Genomic DNA, 22,619 nt, shown 5'->3' on the forward strand with positions numbered 1-22,619 from the left:
TACTAGATATGAATCGTTCTGTATTTATTGCAGTAGTCGCTGCGGCTGGAGCCGCAGTGTCTATGGGCACTATAGGATTGATGGCTAGACTATCGGAGGTCGACTCAGTGACAGTCACCTTTTATAGGCTAGCTTTTGGTGCACTTTTCCTCTGGATTTTTTTAGCTATCACCGGACAAATAAAATCTGGCTTAAGCAAACCAACAAAAACGGCGATCCTAAGTGGTGTTTTCATCGCAGCCTTCATCCTTTTTTACATTGAGGCCATGCAGCACACAACGATTCTCGTCGCTGTCATTACACTCTATGCAGCGCCGCCGGTGGCATCACTAGTCAGCCATTTGTTTCTGAATGATAAATTGAGCCGCTCAGCCCTTCTATCAGTAATGATAGCCATTGCGGGTTTTATTCTGGTGATTCAAGGATCCGGTGATGAAATAAGCCACGATACAACCGGCTTTCTGTTCTCGCTTGCGTCCATGGCGTGTTACTGCTCGTTCATCTTACTGAATAAGTTTGGTAAATCCGCAGCCAGTGAATGGAGCGATACCGCGTGGCAATTGATGGCGGGCAGTTTAATTCTTTTGCCTTTGGTACTGCTGAGCGACAGCCATATACAATATTCTGAACAGTGGTTGTGGATGCTCCTCACAGGCTTGGTTCCTGGGTTTCTCGGCTTAACTCTGGCTGTTTATGCGATTCGGCGGCTGAGTTCGGCCTCCTATGCCACCATTTCCTATTTAGAACCCGTCACTGCACTTATTCTCGGGTGGATGGTATTTTCAGAGCACTTGAACGCACAGCAAATGCTCGGTGCAAGCGTGATCATTGTGAACAGCTTATTTGAACTTTACTTGTCGAGTAAACGTCCAGTATCCACAATTAGTCCTGCTGTCCGCTAAAACAATGACAGCACAGGAACAATAATGCATACGAATGCAAATTTATGATTGACGATATTTCATAATTAAACAACGGAGTTAGCACGGTCCTGTCGTCTGCTAAACCTGCCGCTCCTTTATTCCACTGTTAGCTTTTTAGCCTCACACCAAGGTCATACGCAATTGCATTAACGTATTGTTACATGGGAGAGCCTAGCCTCACTGGTCATACCTCATAATCAAATTCGCTTATAACACGACCAACCTTTAGATCGCTATCACGCATTTACGTTACAACACAAACAAAGTATTGACATATTTGCAACAAAGTAACATTTTGGATACGTAATCAAAAACAAGAAATAATAACGAATACCAAAAGACAACCCAACACTAAGGAGGCAACACATGACCATGGCAGGCTTTGATGAGAAGTGGCGTGATTTTCCAGACTACATACTAGGTATCACGCAAGAGATTTGGGAAGACCGAGGGCTAAGCACCCTGCACCATTATTACTCGCCCGATATTATCGTCCGTACGCCATTGTCTATTGTGAAGGGTAACCAAAATGTTATTGGCGCAACCATGGGAACACTGGCCGAGTTCCCTGACCGACAACTTTTGGGAGAAGACGTCATTTGGTCCGGCACACCAGAACAAGGCATGCTGTCCTCACACCGCATCATCTCTACGGCAACACATGCAAAAGATGGCGTATTTGGCAAAGCAAGCCAGAAGCAATTGAAATTTCGCATCATTGCCGATTGTCACGCCATCAATAATCAAATCAACGACGAATGGATGATTCGCGATATTGGCGCCATTGCTAAACAGCTTGGCATGACCTCTGAACAATACGCTCGCCAGTTGATTGAAGCGGAAGGTGGCGTTGAACACAGTGCCTTCCCGTTCACACCCGCAATCGATATCGACGGACCTTATCAAGGTATCGGTAACGACAATGAATATGGCCAACGTTACGAAGACGTATTACGCCGCATCATGAGTGCTGAGTTCTCTGCCATTCCTAAAGAATATGATCGTGCTTGCATTGGTGAGTACACGGGCGGCCAGACTGCGCTGTCGCATTCTGAAATTGATCAATTTTGGATGTCTCTCCGTTCATCGTTCCCTAATGCCGAGTTTAAGGTCCATCACCGTATCGGCCTGGATGAGAAGATGATGTCTCCACGCGCAGCTATTCGCTGGTCATTACAAGGCAAACACGAAGGCTATGGCATGTTTGGCAAGCCATCGGGGAAAGAAGTTTACATTATGGGTATCAGCCATGCTGAGTTTGGCCCTTGGGGCCTGCGCCGAGAGTTTACTCTGCTCGATGAAAGCGCGGTTTGGAAACAAATCTTGTTGCAGCAAGGCTAATTGATAAGGAAATCCTATGACTCTCAACGTGATTGACAATTTTTATCTGCGCTTCTTCAACGCTCACCCAAGCGAACGTACTGCCGTTGTCCAAGAAATGCTGCGTAGCAATGTAAAATGGTGTGTTGCTCATCCGATTAACGATTTGACTGGAATTAACGACACTGAGACAAACTTCCTCCAGCCATTGTTAAACGCTCTACCTGATATTGAACGTCGCCCCCAAATTACTATGCAAGGTGAACACGAAGGCCGACTTTGGATCAACTCAACTGGCTATTTTGTCGGTACCTTTAGCCAGCCGCTTTTCGGGATCCCAAGTACAGGTAAAACGCTCTACTTGCGTTATTCAGAGATGGTTTGTGTAGAAAACGGTCAAATCTCAGAAAGCTATCTAATCCCTGATTTTATCGATGTCATGAACCAAGTGGGTATTAATCCACTCAGATCGAGTCTTGGGCACGCAGGCCTGGTGCCAGCACCAGCAACACAAGATGGCTTGAGCCGCGTCGAGATCCTAGCCGCGGAAAGTGATAAGAGTAAACAGTTGGTGCTAGATATGCTCGACTGTTTAGGCGGGTTTGATGGCAAGGATCTGCAATCAATGAAGCTAGAAGACTACTGGCATTCCGACTTTATGTGGTACGGACCTGCAGCCATTGGCACTACTCGCGGTATTGAAGGCTTTAGAAAACATCATCAGGGACCTTTTGTATTGTCTTTCCCTGACCGAAGCGTCGATATTAAGTTGAATATTTTGGCCGAAAATGACTACGTATCCACAGGAGGTTGGCCACACATGCATGGCACGCATTCCGGTGATGGTGAATGGTTAGGTTTACCAGCAACAAGCAAGCACATTGAACTGCGTGTTATGGATTTTTGGCGACGCGAAGGCGACCTTCTAAAAGAGAACTGGGTCGGTATCGATATCGCTCACATACTGAAGCAACTGGGCTACGACCTTTTCGCGCAAATGGAACAGCAGTTAGAGGGACAACATTATGTATGAGTTTGGCGTACTTAACTGGAGCATCCTAGGTACTTACATTGTATTGACCCTTGTATTGGGCGCGGTTATTGGCAAGCGAGTTACCTCCGCAAAAGATTTTGCTCTCGGTGATAAGACCATCCCTTGGTGGGCCATCGGTATCTCGGTGGTGTGTACTTATGTCAGTGCCATGTCCTTTCTTGGTGGTCCTGCATGGTCATACAAAGAAGGCTTGTCTGTTATTGCAATCCACCTTAACTACCCATTGGTAATTTTCTTCATTGTTGCGGTATTTATGCCCTTCTTTTACAACAATGGGCTCACTTCTATTTACGAGTACCAAGAGCGTCGTTTCGGCAAGGCTTCTCGCATTACGCTGTCATTCATTTTTCTTATCAAACAAGCGCTCAGCTCAGCGGCAGTACTCTATGCGACGGCCATGATCCTTGAGTTCATCACCGGGATTGATGTGATGTATTGCATCATGATTGTCACCACTATTGCACTCATCTATACAGTCATGGGCGGTATGGCTGCCGTTATTTGGACAGATGTAATTCAAGCGCTCATCCTATTCGTTGGTGCCTTCATTATCATTGAAGCGGTTTGGAATGGAATGCCGATGCCGATGACAGACGTGATGGTTAGCTTGAAAGAAAAAGGCATGACCGATGCACTCAACACCAGCATGAATCTCAGCGAGGTTACTACAGTTTGGGCGGGCGTCATTGCTATGACCATGTTCCATACGACCGTCTACGGCGGTAATCAAATGATGGTTCAACGCTGTATGGCCGCTAAAAGTATGGGCGACGCGAAAAAAGCCATGTTGATGATGGGATACGTAGCGTTCTTTATCTACTTTGTATTCATTTTGTTGGGCGTGCTATTCAACGCCTATTACGATGGTAAAGAGTTTGATAACGGTAATACTATTATCCTGCACTACGCAAGTGAGTACGGCTTGCCTGGACTAATGGGCATCATTGCTGCGGCTATTCTTGCGGCTAGTATGTCGAGCTTGGATTCCGCGTTTAACTCCATGGCAACAGTGTCTGTAGCTGATTTCTACAAGCGCTTCTACAAGCCAAATGAGTCGGAAGAGCATTACCTTAAGGCATCACGATTTTTTACTGTGATGTGGGCAGTTCTCATCATCATCCCTGCCTTTATGTTTGCAACGAGTACAGGTTCAGTACTTGAGGTACTCAGCAAAGCTGGCTCCTACTTCGTTGGCGCAAGCTTCTGTATGTTTGTTCTCGGTTTCTACTCAAAGCACATTACAGAGAAAGGGCTATTGATTGGCGTCGCAGCAAGCTTCATCGCAATTTGGTACGTAGCAGTTGCAACGGATATTGCTTGGCCTTGGTATTGCGTGATCGGCGTTGTCGTCAACGCTATCGTGGCTTACGTCGCGAGCCTAGCCACTACGGGCAAACAAACAACCATGCATCTCTACACGGTTAAAGGTCAACAAGCTGAATACGCTCGATTAAACAAACCTGTTAAAGAGAACGGTTGGTATGTGGTTCCAGGCAAAATAGATGCGCCGTGTTACGGGCTCTTGGTGATGTTCGTGTTCTCATTGGTACTGCTTTGGGGACTTAATGAGTTCATCGACAACGCACCAATGCTCATTAACTTTATAAGAGGTTGCTCTTTGATTGTCGCCGTGAGCGTGGTGGGCTATGCCATTTACTCGTTGAAGCAAGCCAAGACGACAAAACAGGCGATACAAACTAGTCAAACGCCTTAAGAATGACACTCGACTAAAATCCGCCTTTCTATGAGGCGGATTTTACTTTTTGCCCTACTCAAACTTCACCTCCGTCTAATTAATTGAAACCCTCCTCTCCTCACCTAATATGTGGCTTAAATCCAAACTAATTAATTTGCCACACATCCACCAAGTTAAAGAACGTCTCTCCTCCCCTGTACACTGAGTCTGACTGCTTTGCTGACCTATCCAACATTGGCGAAGTTAGAGGGGTTTTGAGCACCTATGCTCGAGCAATGTTCGACATCGTCAGACCAAATAAATCTACATTGCGCTAACTCACTATTGCCCCAAAACGTTTCAGGAGCCACAGTAAAACCCATAGAATTAGCTAATGAACAACTACCGAGGAATCCTCAGTAGTTGCAGAGTTTACAGGCTTTGTTGCCTAATTCGATGGAACTAAATCAGGAAACTACGATCTGATCGGCTACACCCATCAATCATCGTAGCCTCATGCCTAAACCTCGTTACAAAACAACCAACTGGAAACAGTATAATAGCTCTTTGATCAACCGTGGTTCTCTGACCTTTTGGATTGATGAGGAAACAATAACCGAGTAGAAGCAAAACAAACAAGGTAAGCGTGGTAGACCTCGCCGATTCAGCGACTTGGCCATTACAACCGCACTGATGGTGAAACGCGTTTTCTCTATGCCATTAAGAGCGCTGCAAGGTTTTCTCGACTCAGTATTTAAGCCTGCTAACATCCCGCTAGTTTGTCCGCACTACACCTGTATTAGCCGTCGAGCCAAGGAAGTTGAGGTTTCATTTAAAACCAAAACCAGAGGTGCGATACAACACCTCGCCATTGATGCCACTGGCCTCATGGTTTACGGTGAAGGTGAATGGAAGGTCAAGAAGCATGGCACTGATGGGAAACGCAGAGTATGGCGTAAGCTGCATATCGCAGTAGATACCAGCACCCACGAAATAGTCGCAGCAGAGCTAAGCTTATCTAACGTAACCGATGGCGAAGTGCTCCCCATTTACTCAAGCAGACACGCCGTAAAATCATTGAAATATCAGGTGATGGCGCTTATGACACAAGGAATTGCCATGATGCCATACAGAGCAAACGAGCGATTCCGCTTATCCCGCCAAGGGAGGGAGCAGCCTTCTGGGAGCAAGGGCACCCTCGCAATTTAGCTGTAGGTTGCCAGAAGCTCTACGGCTCCAACAATAAGTGGAAAAAGCGGTATGGCTACCATAAACGCTCGATATCAGAGACAGCAATGTATCGGGTGAAACAGTTGTTAGGTGGGAAATTAAGCTTGAGAAATTACAATGCTCAGGTTGGCGAGACTTACGCAATGATCAAAGCGTTGAATAAGCTTACAGGGCTAGGTATGCCTGAACCTCAGTATATCGCTTAAGAATCAAGCACGATGGGACAGGCATGTCTTTCTCTGAATTAAGCAACAAAGCCGCGTGAATTAACAGTCATCAGGTTCGAGGTAACCCAGAATAAATCTATTTTGGTGATGGGCAACTCTGAGCAACGATGTGGCTATTAATTTCAGTATTCATATAGAAACGAGTTAACGTATCATTAGTGACAATGTCGCTTAATGAAAATCCTTTTTTCTTGTATATTTCAACATTTTTAGGGTTTCCAGTTTCGAGATATATCGGCATCTTTTGGGCTTTGCAAGTACTAACTACTGGGTTCATCATGCGGCTAGCTACCCCTTTTCCTTGAGCCTGTGGAAGTACAGCAAGCATAGCTAAATAGTAGTGAGCGCTGTCTGGGCGGCGGATCTCGGTACTTTTTTTATCTTCATAGATTCGATAGAGACTTTTAAACCCAGCAGTAACGATAAAAGACAGTATCTTTGGTATATGGGCAAAGGAAAGACGACCAGAGGTAGGCAACTCCCAAATAGCAACTCCATCCAGCTCTTCTGTAATAGTAATCATGCTCTGTTCATATGCCACTTTTACCATAAGTGAGATAGCCTTCTCTAAAGCATTAGGATTGTTTTTAGTATCAAGAATCCAGTTCATCTGTAGGTCATTGCGAAATGACTGTGTGAGAACATCAACGACATAGGGATAATCGTCGGGAGTGGCTATTCGAACGTTGTATTGATCAAAGGGGATGTCCATAGTGTGCTCTTTTGGGTTAACTTCAATTTGCACAAAATACGAGTAACGTTAATCAAGTTCAATATACAGAGTGGCGAAACTGTCTATGACCCAGTTTGTTCATTATTTAGCAATTGAGTAAGCTTTTGGTATTCATGAGAAAACGTTTCAGAACTTAATAACTTTAGTTGATACTGCCTAGCTAGTGATAGCAGTATGTGAGTCTCGAGTTTATCACTCTCGCTATAACCTTTCATTGCTTCAAAGATCACTTTTTGTCCCTGATCAGATGCAACCACCCGCTGGAGAAATGTATCGGCATTCTTGAGAATATGCTCAACTTCGTCTGCCGGCTTAATGTTTTCGTCAACATTATGCATAATCCGCTGGAGAAGGTAGCCATAGAGATCGGCAAGATTCGTAAAGTAACTATAAAAAGTAACTCGTGGAATCCCCATTGCTTCACTAAGGTGTACCACCTTTACAGCTTCATAAGGCTTTTCTGAAAATACTGTAAATGCACTGTTCAATAGAATCGTCTGTTTTTCAGCCGGAAGATTTAGAAAGGTTTGGGATGGCATAGGATTTCCTTTGTCATAACACAACACTCTGTGTAGGGAGACACTCATTATACTATGGCGTAAAGGCTACATATTGTGAGGTAGCTACATTGATAAGGCGTCTGTAGACAAATATTGCTTAATGAATACGTGACGCATTAATTTACCATACCTGAGTTAATTCATATTTTGCTAATTTAGGGATTTCACTGACACGTTTCTGTCCAAAAATAATTTAAACCTAAATAAGTAACTAACAGCGCACCCTTTGACTTTCAGCACGCGCGTTAGGTAGATTCCGCATCTAGTGCGAAATGACGATAAGTTGGCGGCTGAACTAGTAATGTCTAAAAGACTCCCTGAAAAATCCAGACCTTTTTATCATTCCAGGCTGTGGATCTGAGTCATAAAAACGTTCAGCCTCAACGCTTGTGTCACAATGGTTCGACTAACAAGAGTAATTGCACAAACAAACCCTAGGATCTACCGACAGAAGGCGAACCGGAGTGCAACTACCCTTATAAGTCTACTAACAGCAACAGTTTTTTCGTAATTAGCAAAGCAACCAGTTCATATTGAACAATCAAGAAAATAGTATTGTATTCAGAGACAACCAGTGACTAACATGCATCGCCACCCTACTCGGCTTCTCCATGGTAGATAAGTGACCGCACTTTGGAATAACGTGCAATGTTACATCCGGAATGTGCTCGGCCATTAGTAGATGATTATTCATAGGACAGAGCAAATCTTCCTTCCCTGTAATGACTAATGTTGGTACTGAAATGTCGCCAAGCAGAGGCCTTGCATCTGGCCGTGTCGCTAGCGCTTTAGCATGAGCTTTAAATGCCGTTAGGCCAACATTCAACGCCATTTGTTCGATACGATTGGTCAACTCTTCTTTTTTCAGTCGACTTGGGTGAATCAAGACTGGCATCAAGACTTCCGGCGTAATATGGTAAAACTCACCATTTTCCGCGCGCTCAACCAAGGCATCGCGCTTGTCTGTGACCTCCTGCTTTTCATCTGCCGCGTTTGTGTCCATTAGGATTAGCCCCTTTACTCTATGGGGTGCGAGTCGGTACACCTCAAAAGCAAGTATTCCCCCCATAGAGAGCCCGCCAAGTATGAATTCATCCGGCGCTTGTGCCAGCACATCCTTCGCAAGTTCCGTCATGGATGGCAATGGCGCAAGTTTGATCGTAGAAGGCGCTACCCAATCGGGTAGCGCCTTATTTACGTCTTCAAACAGCGCATCATCACACAGTAACCCAGGCAGCCAGATTAGTGGCAACGGTTGCGTCATCTTAGACTCCTTACAGTTTTTTTGGCTTGTCTGAGCCGAGAATACAATAGGTAAGGCTACTTCCTCGTAAATTGGTCAACGAATAAGAAGCGCCTTCCGGAACGCTAAATACGTCACCACGAGTAAGCGTCACGCTTGCCTGCTCGCCTTTATGAGTCAACACTACTTCGGTATCACCATCAAAATTAATGAGTACTTGCTTCTCTGAGCGGGCATGCTGAGGTATTGAGCCGCCTTCTTTCAATTCGTAAGCCATAATGCTGACCTCATCCTCACTCTTCACCTGGAAGTCGTAGTCAGCAAGAGGGTGACCGGTTAGTGCGTACTGCTTAACGTTGTTGGTTTCAAAATCCCCCCCAGTCGGAACGTAGTCTTTACGAAGCGCAACAAACGGCATCATCTCCTGGGCTGTATAGCTATCAAATGTTGCTAACTCTTGCGCAGTAAGCAAAGGCATCAGCTCAGACTCGTCCGGCACTTTGTCGCCGTCTATGGTATCAACCAAGGTGCCATCGGCTTTCAAATACAAACCATGGCCTTGGCTATCTTTGATGACGTTTGGATGCCAGATCACACCGCCGCCCGAATCGTCACCTCCCAGCACTGAGAACATGAAGCCATAGTCACGCCCTACTACCTCAAAGCCGCGGAACAGATTGGTTGGTATTGAGATGACGTCACCGTGAGATAGCACCGCTTCATGTTCGCCGTCGTTCCCCCAGTAAAACCTAAACTGACCACGAAATACGACAAACAGCTCTGCTGTACGGTGTGAATGCAGCGAGTTTTTAATGCCCGGTGGTTGACCAGCGGCACCAATGTTGAAGCCTGCTGTTTCACGAATGTGAACGTGCTGACGGCTGCTTTCCGCAACGCCTGCACCAATAATGCAGAAGTTATCCTTTAAGTCGCTACCTGGTGTACGTGCATCAATAAATGCACTTGTCCCGGGTATTAGCTCCATGTACCGAACCAAATTGTCATTAATTTTATTTTGTAGAGACATGATTATTGTCCTTGTATTCTGTCCAAGTGCCCTAGCCAAATACTGAGTGTCAGCGAGCCTTTTTTGTTTTTATTTACATGATTCAAATTTACGATCCGAGTGGGCGTCCACCATCAACTGAAATGGTGCTTCCCGTAGAAAATGTCAGCACATCCGTTGCAGCATATACCGCATCAGCGACTTCTTTTTCACCCGCTAGGCGCTTAAGTGGTGTGGATTGCTCTTGTTGATGTCGCCATTCGTCATCAAGACCTTTAACGAACTCGGTATCAACCAAGCCAGGTGCAACCGCTAGAACTCGAACATCCGGTGATAATGCGCGAGCCAGTGAGCGAGTCATATTTTCAGCCGCAGACTTACTGGCACAGTAAGCAATGTTGCTACCCATGGCAGTTTGAGCAGCAATTGAGGTGATGTTAACTACGCAGCCTTTCGCTTTACGAAGTTGACTTTCAAACGCTCTTACCAAAGCAAAAGGTGCTCGAACATTTACCTGAAAGATTTTGTCAAACAGGCCGTCATCTAACCCGTTAAGGTCTGAATGAGGCACAAACTTTGTCATACCGGCACAGTTCACCAATACATCCAGCTCATTACTGATTTCGCTTACCTGATGCACCAATTTCTCAATGGCTTGTGCATCCAATACGTTTAATTGGTATGCGCCATGCCCACTGCCTTCGAGGTTAGATAACACCTCTTCAGCTGCTTGAGCATTACTGTTGTAGGTGAATATGACACGATAGCCATTTTGAGCGAGCTTAGTACAGATGGCGGATCCTAAGCCGCCACTGCCGCCCGTGATTAAGGCGAGTTTTGTCATGTTACGCCTCCTCCACTTTTCCTTTGTAACGGCGCACTCGAATATCTGCTTGCTCTTTGTGACCTGCAAATCCTTCTAGGGCACACAAGCGAGAGCAGTATTCGCCGACTTTTAGAGAAGCTGACTCAGTCACTCGTTGGTACGTACATGTCTTGATGAACTTACCTACCCACAAACCACCCGTATAGCGAGCTGCTTTTTTCGTTGGTAGCGTGTGGTTTGTACCAATACACTTATCGCCGTATGACACATTGGTCTCACGGCCTAGGAATAGCGCACCGTAGTTCGTCATGTTATTTAGGAAGTATTTTGGATCTTCTGTCATCACCTGAACGTGCTCAGACGCGATGTCATCCGCCACTTCAACCATCTCTTCATAAGAATCACAAACAATTACTTGGCCGTAATCTGCCCACGCTTTACCAGCCACTTCAGCAGTTGGAAGGATCGTCAACTGACGCTCAACCTCTTTTATGGTCTCTTGAGCAAACTGCTCGCTATTAGTAAGAAGAACTGCTGGTGAGTTGTAACCATGCTCAGCTTGACCAAGCAGATCCGCTGCCGCTAGCTCTGGGTCACAACCCTTCTCATCTGCAATCACCAACGTCTCTGTTGGGCCGGCGAACAAGTCGATGCCTACGCGGCCAAATAGCTGTCTTTTTGCTTCTGCAACAAAGGCGTTGCCCGGGCCAACAATCATATCAACCGGAGCAATCGTCTCCGTACCAAGCGCCATTGCCCCGACAGCTTGCACGCCGCCAAAGCAGTAGATTTCATCCGCTCCAGCCATCGCCATCGCCGCTACGATTGCGACATTTGGTTGGCCATTAAATGGAGGTGCACAAGCGATGACACGTTTTACACCCGCGACTTTCGCGGTCAAAACCGACATATGTGCAGAAGCAACGAGAGGATACTTCCCGCCTGGAATGTAGCAACCAACGCTGTTTACTGGGATGTTTTTATGTCCTAGTACGACGCCCGGCATCGTCTCCACTTCCACATCTTTCATTGAGTCGCGCTGAATCTGGGCAAAGTTGCGAACTTGCGCTTGTGCGAACTCAATATCATGACGAGTTGATTCGTCCAAAGCATCGACACAGGCTTGGATCTGGTCGTCCGTTAGACGGAATTGATCTGGAGACCAGTTATCAAACTTTTCGGAAAGGGTACGAACAGCCTTGTCACCGTTGGACTCAATGTCGGTCAGAATATCTTCGACAATTTGACGTACTTTCGCGTCGTTGGATGCTGATGCTTCTTCCGTGATGCCATTTTTGATAATGCGAGCCATGTGTATTTCTCCTTGATGATTTCGACTGACTGGTATTTTGTAGTTTTGGATACGAATGCAAAATTAGATTAAACACAAAATTAACATTTGACAAGCATGATGAATGAAACATCAAATCAATAGTTAAAGCATTGAACCAAAACCAAAAACATATACAAAAACAGCCATTCAATCTCAGATCAGAACCAAAAAATGGCAAGAAATGCTATTTTGATCACATAAATTTTACTCTTAATTTACACTTGCCCGTGCTAATTTTTGGATACCTTTGCAAACGGAGAAAAGTATGACGAACTTTAAACAACAACTGAATGAAAAGGCGCTCATGGGTACCTTTGTAAAAACTCCGCACCCTCACATTGTCGAAGTTTTATCAATGGCAAACTTGCCCTTCATCATATTGGACGCTGAGCATGCCCCTTTTGGCAGGACGGCATTAGATCAATGCATTCTAGCGGCTCGCGCGCATAACCTGCCCTGTCTGGTTCGCGTCGAAAACAGTGCCCCATCAACCATACTTAATGCTCTCGATTGCGGAGCTACAGGTGTGCAAATCCCTCACGTATGCAACGCAGAACAAGCAGAGCAAATCGTTCGACAGTGCCACTATGGTCATCAAGGAAGGGGTTACGCAGGATCAAGCCGAGCTGCCCAGTACGCCACAAAGGCGATGTCCAATCATTTAGCTGACAGCAAAAATATCACTACGGTGATTGCGCAAATTGAAGATCCTGAAGGCGTCGACAATGCTGAAGCGATTGCCGCCGTTAAGGGTATCGATGCCATATTTATCGGTCAGGTTGACCTCACGGTCGCTTACGGTGCTGAAACGGTAAATGATGAGGTCGTACGAGCAGCCAGTTTCAAAGTCATTGACGCTGCGAAACACGCAGGTAAACCTGTTGGTATGTTCGTCGCCACTGCTGAACAAGCAAATCAATGGCGTGAAGCGGGCGTCAGTTTCTTTGCCGTTGGATCAGAGCATAAAATGATTATTGATGGCTTCCGAAGTGAGCAAGCGGCGTTTAATTCTTGATGTTTATCTTATATTTATTGTTCTAAAGGATAAGTCGCTAGACAGTATGCCCTCAAGGCCTCTACACTCTCGTCTTATTGGAAATAGCTCGCTCTCGAAAAGGAGTAATACCATTAAAGCGAAAGTAACTTCGATAGACGTGGCGAAAATGCTCGGCGTCTCTCAGTCAACGGTTTCCAGAGCTTTCAGCCAAACCGCCAGTATTAGTGACAAGAAACGCAAAATGGTCATGGACGCCGCTGCAAAGCTGGGTTACACGCCAAATGCTATCGCGCGGAGTCTGATATCCAATCGCTCAGGTCTTGTGGCTATCGCTTTAGATAGCGAGTCGAACCCGATGTATGACATTCAATCTCGAACCCTAGCGTTAGAAATACAAAAACGCGGAGGTCAGGTTGTACTCTGCCCTATCGACAAAGATGATTTGGATCTTGCGATATCTCGCGCTATTGAATATCAAGTAGATGGGCTGATCATTGCCACCAGCCGCTTAACATCCAGAGCGTTTGCACAATGTGAAAAGTTCGGCGTGCACCTGAGCCTTATCAACCGATACGTTGAAAATATTAACGCAAACAGCGCTGGTATCGATAATCAACTGGCAGGTAAACAGGCGGCAGACTATTTAGTCGATAAGGGCTACAAGCAGCTTGCCTTTATCAGTGGAGATGCTGGCTCTATGACCAGTGAAGAGCGCTGGATTGGATTCTCTACCCGAGTAAAAGAACTAGGCCTTTCAACGCCAATCTTTATTCAATCCAAGTATAACTTCGAAGCCGGCCTCAGCGCTGCTACAGAGGTGCTCGAACATCCCGCTAAACCCGATGCCATCTTTTGTGCCAATGACATCCTAGCCATGGGGGTCATGGACGGTCTGCGCAAATCTGGGGCTCAGATACCCTCTGATTATGCGGTAATGGGCGTGGACAACATTCCAATGTCTTCATGGCCAAGCTATGACCTAACCACAATCGCGCAACCTGTCGACAAGATTGTAAAGAATGCGGTCGAAGATTTAATGGCTCGCATCAATGGCAATCTGGACGCAAGCGGTGAATATTTGCTTGAGCAAGGAGAGCTAGTCTCACGCAGCAGCGCTTAATTTTGTGAGAATCCGAAACATACCAAGTGTGACAAACCGCTTTCCTAGAAGGCGGTTTAGATGTCAAACTCAAACCAACCTAAACTACCCTTCAGAGATGTACATTTCGTATTGATAAACATTAGACACGTTGTCGTCTCAATCTCTCTCACTTAAAGGTTCAGCATGCAGCCAAGCAACCCGTCGAAGCCAGATATCGCCCAACTCGGTCACTCTGTTTTAAAACAACAAGCTAAGTCAGTTGAGGACATCTTGTCACCCGAATGTCAGCGATTGATTGGTAAGATGATAGATACCGTCGAGCAAGCCAATGGTGTTGGCATCGCCGCGCCTCAGGTTTATCAGAGCTTGCGCGTCTTTATTATGAGCTCAAAGCCGAATACCCGTTACCCCAATGCTCCGTCTATGCCGATTACAGCGATTATCAACCCAGAGATTGTTAATGCCAGTGCGGAAATGGAAAAAGGTTGGGAGGGCTGTTTAAGTGTGCCAAGTCTGCGCGGTTTTGTGCCTCGTCATCAGAAAATTTCAGTACGTTACTACGACCAACAAGCCAAGTTGCAACAAACCACCTTCGATGGTTTTTTGGCGCGAGTTTTTCAACATGAGCTCGACCACTTAGATGGCATTACATTTGTTGATCGGTTAGAGTCAAATCAAGACCTCATCAGTGAGAGTGAGTGGTTTAAACAGTACGCAAGCCAGAGTGAGTAGCACCATCTTTCTCAGCACCAAGAACAGATGGAATACTGACGAAATTCAACCGCTTTGTGATCGAAAAAGTAGCGAAATATCGTAAACTTATTCAAATCTCACAGTATTCCACGGAGGGGAGCATGGATAACAGCCTCTCGAACAATACACTTCACTACGTGTTTGCTAACTTACTCAAACACATTGGGTTCATGTTGATTGTTAGCACTGTAAGCTACTCATACGCTTTTGCTTCAGGGACTTTAATGATTAATTTCACTCAGCAAGACGAGCACCTAAATTGGGATGCCACTAACGACAACGTCATGGGTGGCATTTCGAGTGGACAAATGACGTACAGTAATGGCAAAAGCCTTTTCTCTGGCGAGCTTTCTTTAGAGAACAACGGCGGCTTCAGTTCAGTTAACCGCCCTATTCAACCTTTAAGCTCAGACATTTCTCACGCGGAGTTAGAAGTTGTCGGTGATGGTCGAACCTATCAATTGCGCGCCACAACTTGGCAAGATGGCGTTCGCATCAATTACAAACACAACTTTTCAACACAGCGAGACGAGCGACAAGTGCTGAGCTTTGCTCTCAACAAGTTCCAAGCCGTTTTTCGAGGACGCTTGATCAGCGGCGCACCAGAGCTTACCGCTTCAGAGATTGAACAAATAGGCCTACTCATCGCTGACAAGAAGTCTGGCGAGTTCAAGCTTGAACTCCTCCAGCTTCGTTTTAGACCTTAAACAAAAAACGAGCGCAAGCTTTAGCGGGTCTCGCGTTGGCTTTCCTTTATTGGTGAGCTTTCTTGTTGACTGGTTCTAAAAGTTTCATCACTGACGACTGCTTCCACATACCAATACCTGTCAAAGCGAGCGCTGGTATAAAGCCCCACAGCGTAGCTGCCATGTAGGCCTCACTACTTGCTAGAGGTGGGTAGAATGCGGCACCAACAAGCAGCGCTAATAATATGTGTACCCATCTCAATACTAGTCTTATGTTCTTACCGTTCATGACGCTCTCCTTTAGCTCTGAATTTCTAAGCACCAAGATAAAGCGATTATCTCAACGGTACTTATACTTGCGACAAACGGTATTGACAGAGCGTGAGTTGCTCTTCTAGAGGATAAATAGCGAATGGGAGTAAAGAGGCGAGGTTTTTGGAAATGGGTAGAAATGCCATACGGCTTGGTTGTTGAACTCAGACAAAGGGCATGTGCTAGTCAGCTGCTTTGTAGTGAGGCTTCAGCATGACATCATTATTAGTGAACGAATATCATGAACCTGATCGTAAGATTCTGATTTAGTGAATTATGTTTCGGAAACAAAGCCTGCCTGTTAATTAGAATTCCCTAACTTATCAAGGACTAATCTAACATTCTCAATAAACAATCGAGACTTTTTAGGCAAGTAGTCTCTACTGGGATAAATAGCGTAGATCGCAAATGAAAACTGTTGTGGCTCGATACACGCAAGTGCGAGCTTCCCTTGCTTTACTAGTTCTTCAGCTAGAAATTTGGGTAACCTAGCAATACCATGATTTGAAAGTGCGAGCTCTAATGCAAGTTCAGGGCTGCCAACGTTGTATCTGGGCTTAAGTTCAATGGTTTTAACTTCTCCTCCAATGGTGAGCTTCCAATTTTTTGTTGCATCCGGATCCGCCGAGGAGTAAATAATGCCCAGTCGATCGATATCATCGGTGGTGCCAATTCTCCCGTTTTGCGCGAGGTACATTGGGCTAGCATAAAAATCCATCTCTACATCTCCAAGATATTGGCCAATCATCTCGGAGTCATTCGGCGTATCAATATGCAGCATGACATCATAGACTACTCTATTTAACTGAGCCTGCCTTCCTTCGCTTAACAGCCACTTAACCGTCATTTGCGGAGCATTTTTCGATAGATCATTGATAACTGGCATGACCAACTTTGCCATTCCAAGCGAGGAAAATACCGTAAGCTCACCTGAGAATTCTGATTGATGGCTGCGAATTTCTCGTGTCGCCTGTCCAATTTTGTTCACAATAACTTGCGCATGTTTAAGAAACAACTCACCGCTTTGCGTCAATGTGATTCCGTGCGAATCACGAATCAGCAATTGAGATTGCAGTGACTTTTCCAGCGATTGAATTCGGCGACTTAAAGCCGAGGGGGATAAGCTTAGGTGGGTCGATGCTCGTGTATAACTTTTGTACTCTACGACGGTAACAAAGGCTTCTATATCATTGGTGTTCATTGCAACCTCTCTGTTTATCTCCGCAGATTATCACAGTTTGGTTGCAAGCAAACTCACAGCACCGACCTATTAACGATTTGAAATATATTACCTTTTACTGATGAATTAAAGCTTGTTCACGACGCCAAATGAGGTAGTTATCTAAGCTTATTTCGTGTGCATTTTTTGAGTATGCAATGAGCAGTTGAAAGAAAACAAAATGTATACCAGGCCAAACGACGCCTGACATTATAAAAGTGAAGTTTAGAAAACAGGCAACATAGCAAATCAACACGCGATAATAACCAATGATCAGCAAAATACCGATGAACACCTCTAATACTGGGATAAAGATATTGAGCATCGGTGCTAGCGGTATAAACAAGCTTTCAACAAACCAAAGCCAGATGGATGCGCCCCACTCCCCTTTTGCGGCTTGAAATTGCACGATGCTGTGTTCGCTAAGCACAAAGTAATTGAAAAAGCCTACGATAATGAAATCAGAAGTTAGTTTATTGTAACCAGCGATAAACCATAGATATCCGTAGTAAACTCTAATCAAAGAAAAGGCATAACCAATCATCCGGTTATTGGTCAAATTTTGGTTTAGGGTGTCTATGTGTGCCATACATTCTCCATTGTCACACGATTTTGCAGTGACATCGATTATCACTAATCGCTGAATGTAGGAGAACAGAAAGTGATGCAACCTTGAATTGCGAATCCTGCAACCAAGCACCAGAACATCATTCAATTTGACCTAAAAACTGTTTCGGAGTTAACCCCCTTTGATTCTTAAACATTCTATTGAAACTCGCTACATTGTCATAGCCAATGGATTCAGCAACAAATTTGGCGGTATGACCCAACAACATTTGCTCGATAGCAAAATGACTTAAAACGTGACCGCTTAGTACTCTGTAGCTCAAATCTCTCTTAGTTAGCTCCCTTTGTAGTTGCTGTATCGAACACCCTGCAAGCGTCGATACCCTAGAAATAGTAGGGAATCCATAGTGGCGACTGTACTTGATTAACTCTGATATCGTTTTGATACTGTCATCTGGGTTGGGCATATCAAGCAGGTTATCTAAATCGCTATAGGTCATTGCGAGATTAGAGCTCAGCCTCGATTGAGTTTGAAAGGGAAGAAATCGATAATGTGAAGGAAACCAAATCTCCGATTGAGCACTGCCCCATGTAACATCACAGCCGAAAATATCCTCATAGACAGCGCTGTTGTCACGATATCCGCAAAGAAACACCCTATGCGGTTTGTAATCTTCACCGAGGTAATATTGCATGATTTTGAGCAGAAAAAGGCAGTGACGAATGCTGTCATGAGTCTGAGCAATATTGCTTAATGATGTGGTCGTGTATGTCCACTTTACGATGTTCCCCACGATTGCAGTACTCAAGTTCGCCCCCGAGTTAGTGCAAGGCATACCATTGCTTAAACGACGCAAACACATAGCGAAATCCGTCGCGGAAAGTACCCACCTTCCCAGTGAACCCAATCTGTTTATCGGTAAATCAGACATGGTATTGATGACAAAGTCATGGTCAGGAACAAGTGCGTCAAGCTCCTCATACAGCTTAGAAAGTTCGTTCAAAGGCACCAGTGACATTGAGTCTTTAAAAACTAGAGGCGGGATTGACAGTTGTTCTGGGGCAAGCCGATAACGATTTAGCACCTGTTTATAGAAATCGATAAAATCAAACGCTCTTACAAAGCACACCCTGTTCATAACATTTTACATCAATATCTGTATTCAATGTACATAAAATGTCACCAATCATTTATTGATGCAAGTATCAAAGCAGAATTCGCTCAAATTCATGACAAGAGGTACAACCATGGTTTTACAGCAAAGTCCTTTATTCGTAGGAACCAATGCTGACTTCGCTATACACATTGTGGCATTGGTTGCATTGCTTGCGTCTGTCGGAGCGGGTTTATATGGTTTTTGGCGAGTCCACGAACTTCCCATCGACAAAGCCCACCGACAAAATCACAACCAAGTGGGTCTTATCACAGTACTAACATGGATTGGGTTTATATGGCATTGGGTATGGGTAGTCGCGGTTTTCCTGGCATTTGTTGACCTAGAAAAAGCCGTAATTTCTATAAGAGATACGTGGCACGGAGCGTCAGAAAACAAGTTGAGCGATCGAGAGGTATAACATGTTAGAAGGTTTAGCTGTTTGGGCTCTATTCATCTATCTTTTGCGTTGGGCTGGCATGCCTTGGAATCGCTTTACAAAAGTTTTCGCTTATCTTGGCGGTACAAGCTGGTTAATGTTTGTTTGGGTTGGTTTGCTTAACTACGCTCCTATGGATTTATCGGGAGGCGCGTTGGTTCAATCTCCTCATATCCAGCTTCGACCAGATTCAACCAATGTGACAGGAAAAGTAACCTCAATAGAGGTCAAACCCAATCAAACAGTGAGAAAAGGTCAGTTGGTTTACACAATCGATGACACCTTGTATAAGTCGAAGCTGACTCATGCTGTGGCGGTCACGGAAGCGGCAAAATTAGCCGTTGAGCAAGCGTATAAAGATACTGATATAGCCCACGCATCCTATGGGACTGCTCAGCAGAAGATAATTACAGCCAGGGCACGAATAGATGGAGCTAAGACCGATCTTGATTATCAAACCGCTATGCTGTCTCGCTACAAAAAGCAGAACAAAGCATCTAATAATTCAATCACGCAAAGCGATATTGATAAGCAAGCTAGTCTAACCAAATACTCTGAGTTAGCTCTAGAGGCATATGAGGCTGAGCTGGCCGCTTTAGAAATCGAGAAATCTAAAGCACGCTTTAGTGTCGAAAAGGCACAATCCACTATTGAGGTGCGACTTGCCGAACTTGATAAATCGATTGAACTTCAAGACCAAGCCGCTTGGGATCTGAAAAGCACAAAAGTGCGAGCCCCAACCGATGGTTTTGTCACTAACTTTATTCTACGAGAAGGGCAACGGGTCTCAGTCTTACCCCGTATTCAAATGTACACGGATGAAAAATATGTTTTGATGAGAGTGAATCATCAAGCTATTCGAAATATTGCTTTCGGCGCGCCAGCAGAGTTCTCTTCCTCAGTGTATCCCGGGAAAATATTCGCAGCGGAAGTCGAAGGGATTGTTGAGGCAACAGGTGAAGCGCAAAGCAATTTGTTTGGTTGGGATCAAAATGTAAACAATGTGGCACAGAGAAACCTTCATAACAAAACACATTTTGTCCGTTTAAAGATTGTCGAACCTGAAGGCTATGACATACCGGTAGGTTCCGTGGGGCACGCATGGGTTAGTGGGCGTAAGCCCGTCCCATTAATGAGTTTTTTAGATATGATTAGGGCAATCATAATTCGTATGAACTCACAGCTCTATTATTTTTACTCGATTTGATGAGCTCACACACCCTGACAAGCTAGTATCAAGTCACCTGATAGTGACTATAAGCACACCTTTTGGCAATGGTGCGCACGACACAAGGAATTGCCATGATGCCATACGAATTGAGCGAACTATTCCACTCATCCAACCAGGAGAAGGGGCTACCTTCTGAGAGCAAAGAGATCCTCGTAATTTAGCCGTAGGTTGACGAAACCTAAGCTCCGTAGATCTTTAAATAGAGCTTTCGGGTTGGACTCTCCCTAGAAAAATCGGCAGCAAGAGTTCGGCCTTTTTTATATACTCTTTGTGAAATCATTATATAAGTTTCAATAATTAATATTAATTAACACATACCATCACCCAAACTATAAAAATAAAATCTCACATAACCCCACTCACAAGACCATCATTTGATAATGATCACGATATATATTTCATATATTACATTATTTTGAAACCTTTCATAACTATCATCATTTAACACATAACATCAATTCAAAAACCTGTGATTGGTCGCTTTCTAACCCATGAAACGAAACCGCATTCAAAAACAGACCAAACTTTTCATAACATATAATTTTACCACTAAATCAACAGGTTAGACACACACCGCAAAGATCAATTTGTTTCATAGATTAATTGCCCCTAATTAGATGTGAAGCCAATCTATATTTTCATTCATTTCATTCCTTAAGATTATTAATAACAAAAACAACCAAGTATTAAAGCAAACTTATAAGGAAATAGTATGTACCATCTTAAAAAACTTCCTGTTGCCGTAGCAGTGGCTGCATCTCTAGTCTCTTTTTCATCATTTTCAGAAACTGAAAGTAACAATGCTGCTCAAATTGAAGAGCTGACAAAGCGCATTCAGGAGCTTGAAACGAAAGTTCAGGAAACAGATTATATCTATGACCAACAACCAGCCGTACTTACTCCAGATTTTGAGCCACCTCAAGGCCTTATTTTCTCTGGTTATGCTCGTTATGGCATGCACTATTCAGATAGCGACTCAGCTTATATTGATGTCGGTAGTTCTGGTCGCTCAGTGGGTCGTCTTGGTAACGAAGCAAACGGTGGTGAAATCCAATTTGCTTACGCTAAGAAAGCAGACAATGGTGCGGTGTGGGACATTGTTGCCATGTTCGACCAATGGGGTAACCGTGCATGGGGCTCAGAAGGTGGTATCAACCTTAAGAAAATGTACGCCGGTGTCACTAACGTGTTTGAGAGCCAACCTGAGCTTTACATGTGGGCAGGTCGCGACTTCCACCAACGTCCTCAACAAGGTCTAAACGACTACTTCTGGATGTCACATGATGGGCAAGGTGGTGGTTTCAACAACCTAAACCTAGGTGGCGTTAAGCTCGATATGGGTATTGTTGGCCAAGTCGACTCTGAAACTGGTGCACTGGGTAATGACAACGGTAAATACGCACTGACCTCAAAACTTCACGGCATTGACCTGGGCATTGGTGCACTGGATTTGTATGCCAACTATGGCTTTGCGTCTAAGCAAGCTGATGTATCGGTACAAGATAATAACTCTTGGCAATTGGGTGCCACAATGGGTCTTGGTGCATCAAATAAATTCGTTTTTAAGTATGCGAACAATTCAGACAACAGTGCATTTGATCTTAATGAAGACCTCAAAGTTATCTATGCAAGTTTAGAAGGTGGCATTAGCCCTACCGAAGCGTTGAAAGTTGACTACCTAGCCTCTTTCAAACAGCTAAATGGCGATGATACTTCTGACCGCAATGAATACTCAGTTATTGCTCGTCCAATGTACCAATGGGATGACGTTCACTCTACCTGGTTAGAAGCCGGTTATGCGATGGAAGATCACGATAACAACACTGAGAAAAAGGGTTGGAAAGTAACGCTTTCTCAAAACGTATCACTTGGTGGTCTGCCATGGAGTCGCCCTATGCTGCGCTTCTACGTAACAGCAGGTGACGTTAAAGCAACAGACGTTGAGAAGGTAGACACGTTAGCTGCTGGCGCAATGTTTGAAGCATGGTGGTAATGAACAATTAGGGTTCCCACTGTTTGGGCCTGACAG

Annotated in this window: 21 protein-coding genes and 2 pseudogenes; 13 read left to right on the forward strand and 10 right to left on the reverse strand. The window is 44.7% G+C overall.

Annotated elements, in window-relative coordinates; translation table 11 throughout:
- The first annotated feature begins 8 nt into the window (after window positions 1-8).
- The 5 genes and pseudogenes from ACVA6Q_RS17290 (at window position 9) to ACVA6Q_RS17310 (ending at window position 6,408) form a co-directional block, all read left to right on the forward strand.
- Window positions 9-902: a DMT family transporter gene (locus ACVA6Q_RS17290; protein ID WP_446648312.1), complete on the forward strand. Its 894-nt coding sequence runs from the start codon at window positions 9-11 to the stop codon at window positions 900-902.
- 387 nt (window positions 903-1,289) lie between these two features.
- Entirely contained in the window at window positions 1,290-2,264 is a 975-nt protein-coding gene (locus ACVA6Q_RS17295) for a nuclear transport factor 2 family protein (protein ID WP_446648313.1), read from the forward strand.
- A gap of 16 nt (window positions 2,265-2,280) precedes the next feature.
- Window positions 2,281-3,276 (forward strand): ester cyclase, encoded by a 996-nt coding sequence (locus ACVA6Q_RS17300; protein ID WP_446648314.1) that lies wholly within the window; start codon window positions 2,281-2,283, stop codon window positions 3,274-3,276.
- Window positions 3,269-5,011, forward strand: coding sequence for a sodium:solute symporter family transporter (locus ACVA6Q_RS17305; protein WP_446648315.1), 1,743 nt, complete (start codon window positions 3,269-3,271; stop codon window positions 5,009-5,011). Before ACVA6Q_RS17300 ends, ACVA6Q_RS17305 begins: the two co-directional genes overlap by 8 nt.
- A gap of 477 nt (window positions 5,012-5,488) precedes the next feature.
- Window positions 5,489-6,408 (forward strand): annotated as a pseudogene (locus ACVA6Q_RS17310) (IS5 family transposase).
- A gap of 97 nt (window positions 6,409-6,505) precedes the next feature.
- On the opposite strand, the gene ACVA6Q_RS17315 reads toward ACVA6Q_RS17310, so the two are convergent.
- The 6 genes from ACVA6Q_RS17315 to hisD all read right to left on the reverse strand — a co-directional run bounded on the left by ACVA6Q_RS17315 (window position 6,506) and on the right by hisD (window position 12,109).
- Window positions 6,506-7,141, reverse strand: a complete 636-nt coding sequence (locus ACVA6Q_RS17315) for a GNAT family N-acetyltransferase (RefSeq protein WP_446648316.1) — start codon at window positions 7,139-7,141, stop codon at window positions 6,506-6,508.
- Between the two features lie 83 nt (window positions 7,142-7,224).
- Entirely contained in the window at window positions 7,225-7,701 is a 477-nt protein-coding gene (locus ACVA6Q_RS17320; protein WP_446648317.1) for a TetR/AcrR family transcriptional regulator, read from the reverse strand.
- Between the two features lie 562 nt (window positions 7,702-8,263).
- Window positions 8,264-8,986 (reverse strand): alpha/beta fold hydrolase, encoded by a 723-nt coding sequence (locus tag ACVA6Q_RS17325; RefSeq protein ID WP_446648318.1) that lies wholly within the window; start codon window positions 8,984-8,986, stop codon window positions 8,264-8,266.
- 10 nt (window positions 8,987-8,996) lie between these two features.
- A complete protein-coding gene (locus ACVA6Q_RS17330; protein WP_446648319.1) occupies window positions 8,997-9,992 on the reverse strand; it encodes a cupin domain-containing protein in 996 nt (331 codons plus the stop codon).
- An 88-nt stretch (window positions 9,993-10,080) separates the two neighbouring features.
- Window positions 10,081-10,815, reverse strand: a complete 735-nt coding sequence (locus tag ACVA6Q_RS17335; RefSeq protein ID WP_446648320.1) for an SDR family NAD(P)-dependent oxidoreductase — start codon at window positions 10,813-10,815, stop codon at window positions 10,081-10,083.
- A gap of 1 nt (window position 10,816) precedes the next feature.
- Window positions 10,817-12,109 carry a histidinol dehydrogenase gene (gene hisD / locus ACVA6Q_RS17340; RefSeq protein ID WP_042472474.1) on the reverse strand — a complete coding sequence of 431 codons (1,293 nt, stop codon included), beginning with the start codon at window positions 12,107-12,109 and terminating at the stop codon, window positions 10,817-10,819.
- 286 nt (window positions 12,110-12,395) lie between these two features.
- Between hisD and ACVA6Q_RS17345 the strand changes: the two genes are divergently transcribed.
- The 4 genes from ACVA6Q_RS17345 (at window position 12,396) to ACVA6Q_RS17360 (ending at window position 15,689) form a co-directional block, all read left to right on the forward strand.
- Complete coding sequence (locus tag ACVA6Q_RS17345; RefSeq protein WP_446648321.1) at window positions 12,396-13,145, forward strand: HpcH/HpaI aldolase family protein; 750 nt, start codon at window positions 12,396-12,398, stop codon at window positions 13,143-13,145.
- A gap of 148 nt (window positions 13,146-13,293) precedes the next feature.
- Window positions 13,294-14,247, forward strand: coding sequence for a LacI family DNA-binding transcriptional regulator (locus ACVA6Q_RS17350; protein ID WP_446648408.1), 954 nt, complete (start codon window positions 13,294-13,296; stop codon window positions 14,245-14,247).
- A gap of 165 nt (window positions 14,248-14,412) precedes the next feature.
- Window positions 14,413-14,961 carry a peptide deformylase gene (def, locus tag ACVA6Q_RS17355; RefSeq protein WP_446648322.1) on the forward strand — a complete coding sequence of 183 codons (549 nt, stop codon included), beginning with the start codon at window positions 14,413-14,415 and terminating at the stop codon, window positions 14,959-14,961.
- Between the two features lie 122 nt (window positions 14,962-15,083).
- Window positions 15,084-15,689: a CIA30 family protein gene (locus ACVA6Q_RS17360; RefSeq protein WP_446648323.1), complete on the forward strand. Its 606-nt coding sequence runs from the start codon at window positions 15,084-15,086 to the stop codon at window positions 15,687-15,689.
- A 46-nt stretch (window positions 15,690-15,735) separates the two neighbouring features.
- Here the strand turns inward: ACVA6Q_RS17360 and ACVA6Q_RS17365 are convergent, their stop codons facing one another.
- From ACVA6Q_RS17365 to ACVA6Q_RS17380, 4 genes are all read right to left on the reverse strand, one after another.
- On the reverse strand, window positions 15,736-15,957 hold the full coding sequence (locus tag ACVA6Q_RS17365) for a hypothetical protein (RefSeq protein ID WP_446648324.1): 222 nt from the start codon (window positions 15,955-15,957) through the stop codon (window positions 15,736-15,738).
- A 324-nt stretch (window positions 15,958-16,281) separates the two neighbouring features.
- On the reverse strand, window positions 16,282-17,181 hold the full coding sequence (locus ACVA6Q_RS17370; protein ID WP_446648325.1) for a LysR family transcriptional regulator: 900 nt from the start codon (window positions 17,179-17,181) through the stop codon (window positions 16,282-16,284).
- A gap of 94 nt (window positions 17,182-17,275) precedes the next feature.
- Window positions 17,276-17,788, reverse strand: a complete 513-nt coding sequence (locus ACVA6Q_RS17375) for a hypothetical protein (protein ID WP_446648326.1) — start codon at window positions 17,786-17,788, stop codon at window positions 17,276-17,278.
- A 118-nt stretch (window positions 17,789-17,906) separates the two neighbouring features.
- Window positions 17,907-18,905 carry an AraC family transcriptional regulator ligand-binding domain-containing protein gene (locus ACVA6Q_RS17380; RefSeq protein WP_446648327.1) on the reverse strand — a complete coding sequence of 333 codons (999 nt, stop codon included), beginning with the start codon at window positions 18,903-18,905 and terminating at the stop codon, window positions 17,907-17,909.
- 109 nt (window positions 18,906-19,014) lie between these two features.
- Here ACVA6Q_RS17380 and ACVA6Q_RS17385 point away from each other — a divergent pair, with 109 nt between their 5' ends.
- The 4 genes and pseudogenes from ACVA6Q_RS17385 (at window position 19,015) to ACVA6Q_RS17400 (ending at window position 22,583) form a co-directional block, all read left to right on the forward strand.
- Window positions 19,015-19,341, forward strand: a complete 327-nt coding sequence (locus tag ACVA6Q_RS17385; protein ID WP_446648328.1) for an MFS transporter — start codon at window positions 19,015-19,017, stop codon at window positions 19,339-19,341.
- A 1-nt stretch (window position 19,342) separates the two neighbouring features.
- Window positions 19,343-20,566 carry an HlyD family secretion protein gene (locus tag ACVA6Q_RS17390; RefSeq protein ID WP_446648329.1) on the forward strand — a complete coding sequence of 408 codons (1,224 nt, stop codon included), beginning with the start codon at window positions 19,343-19,345 and terminating at the stop codon, window positions 20,564-20,566.
- A gap of 64 nt (window positions 20,567-20,630) precedes the next feature.
- Window positions 20,631-20,723 (forward strand): annotated as a pseudogene (locus tag ACVA6Q_RS17395) (IS5/IS1182 family transposase); the annotation flags it as partial.
- Window positions 20,724-21,302: 579 nt separating this feature from the next.
- Window positions 21,303-22,583, forward strand: a complete 1,281-nt coding sequence (locus ACVA6Q_RS17400) for a carbohydrate porin (RefSeq protein WP_446648330.1) — start codon at window positions 21,303-21,305, stop codon at window positions 22,581-22,583.
- Window positions 22,584-22,619: the final 36 nt, after the last annotated feature.

Source organism: Vibrio sp. DNB22_10_4 (assembly GCF_052879755.1).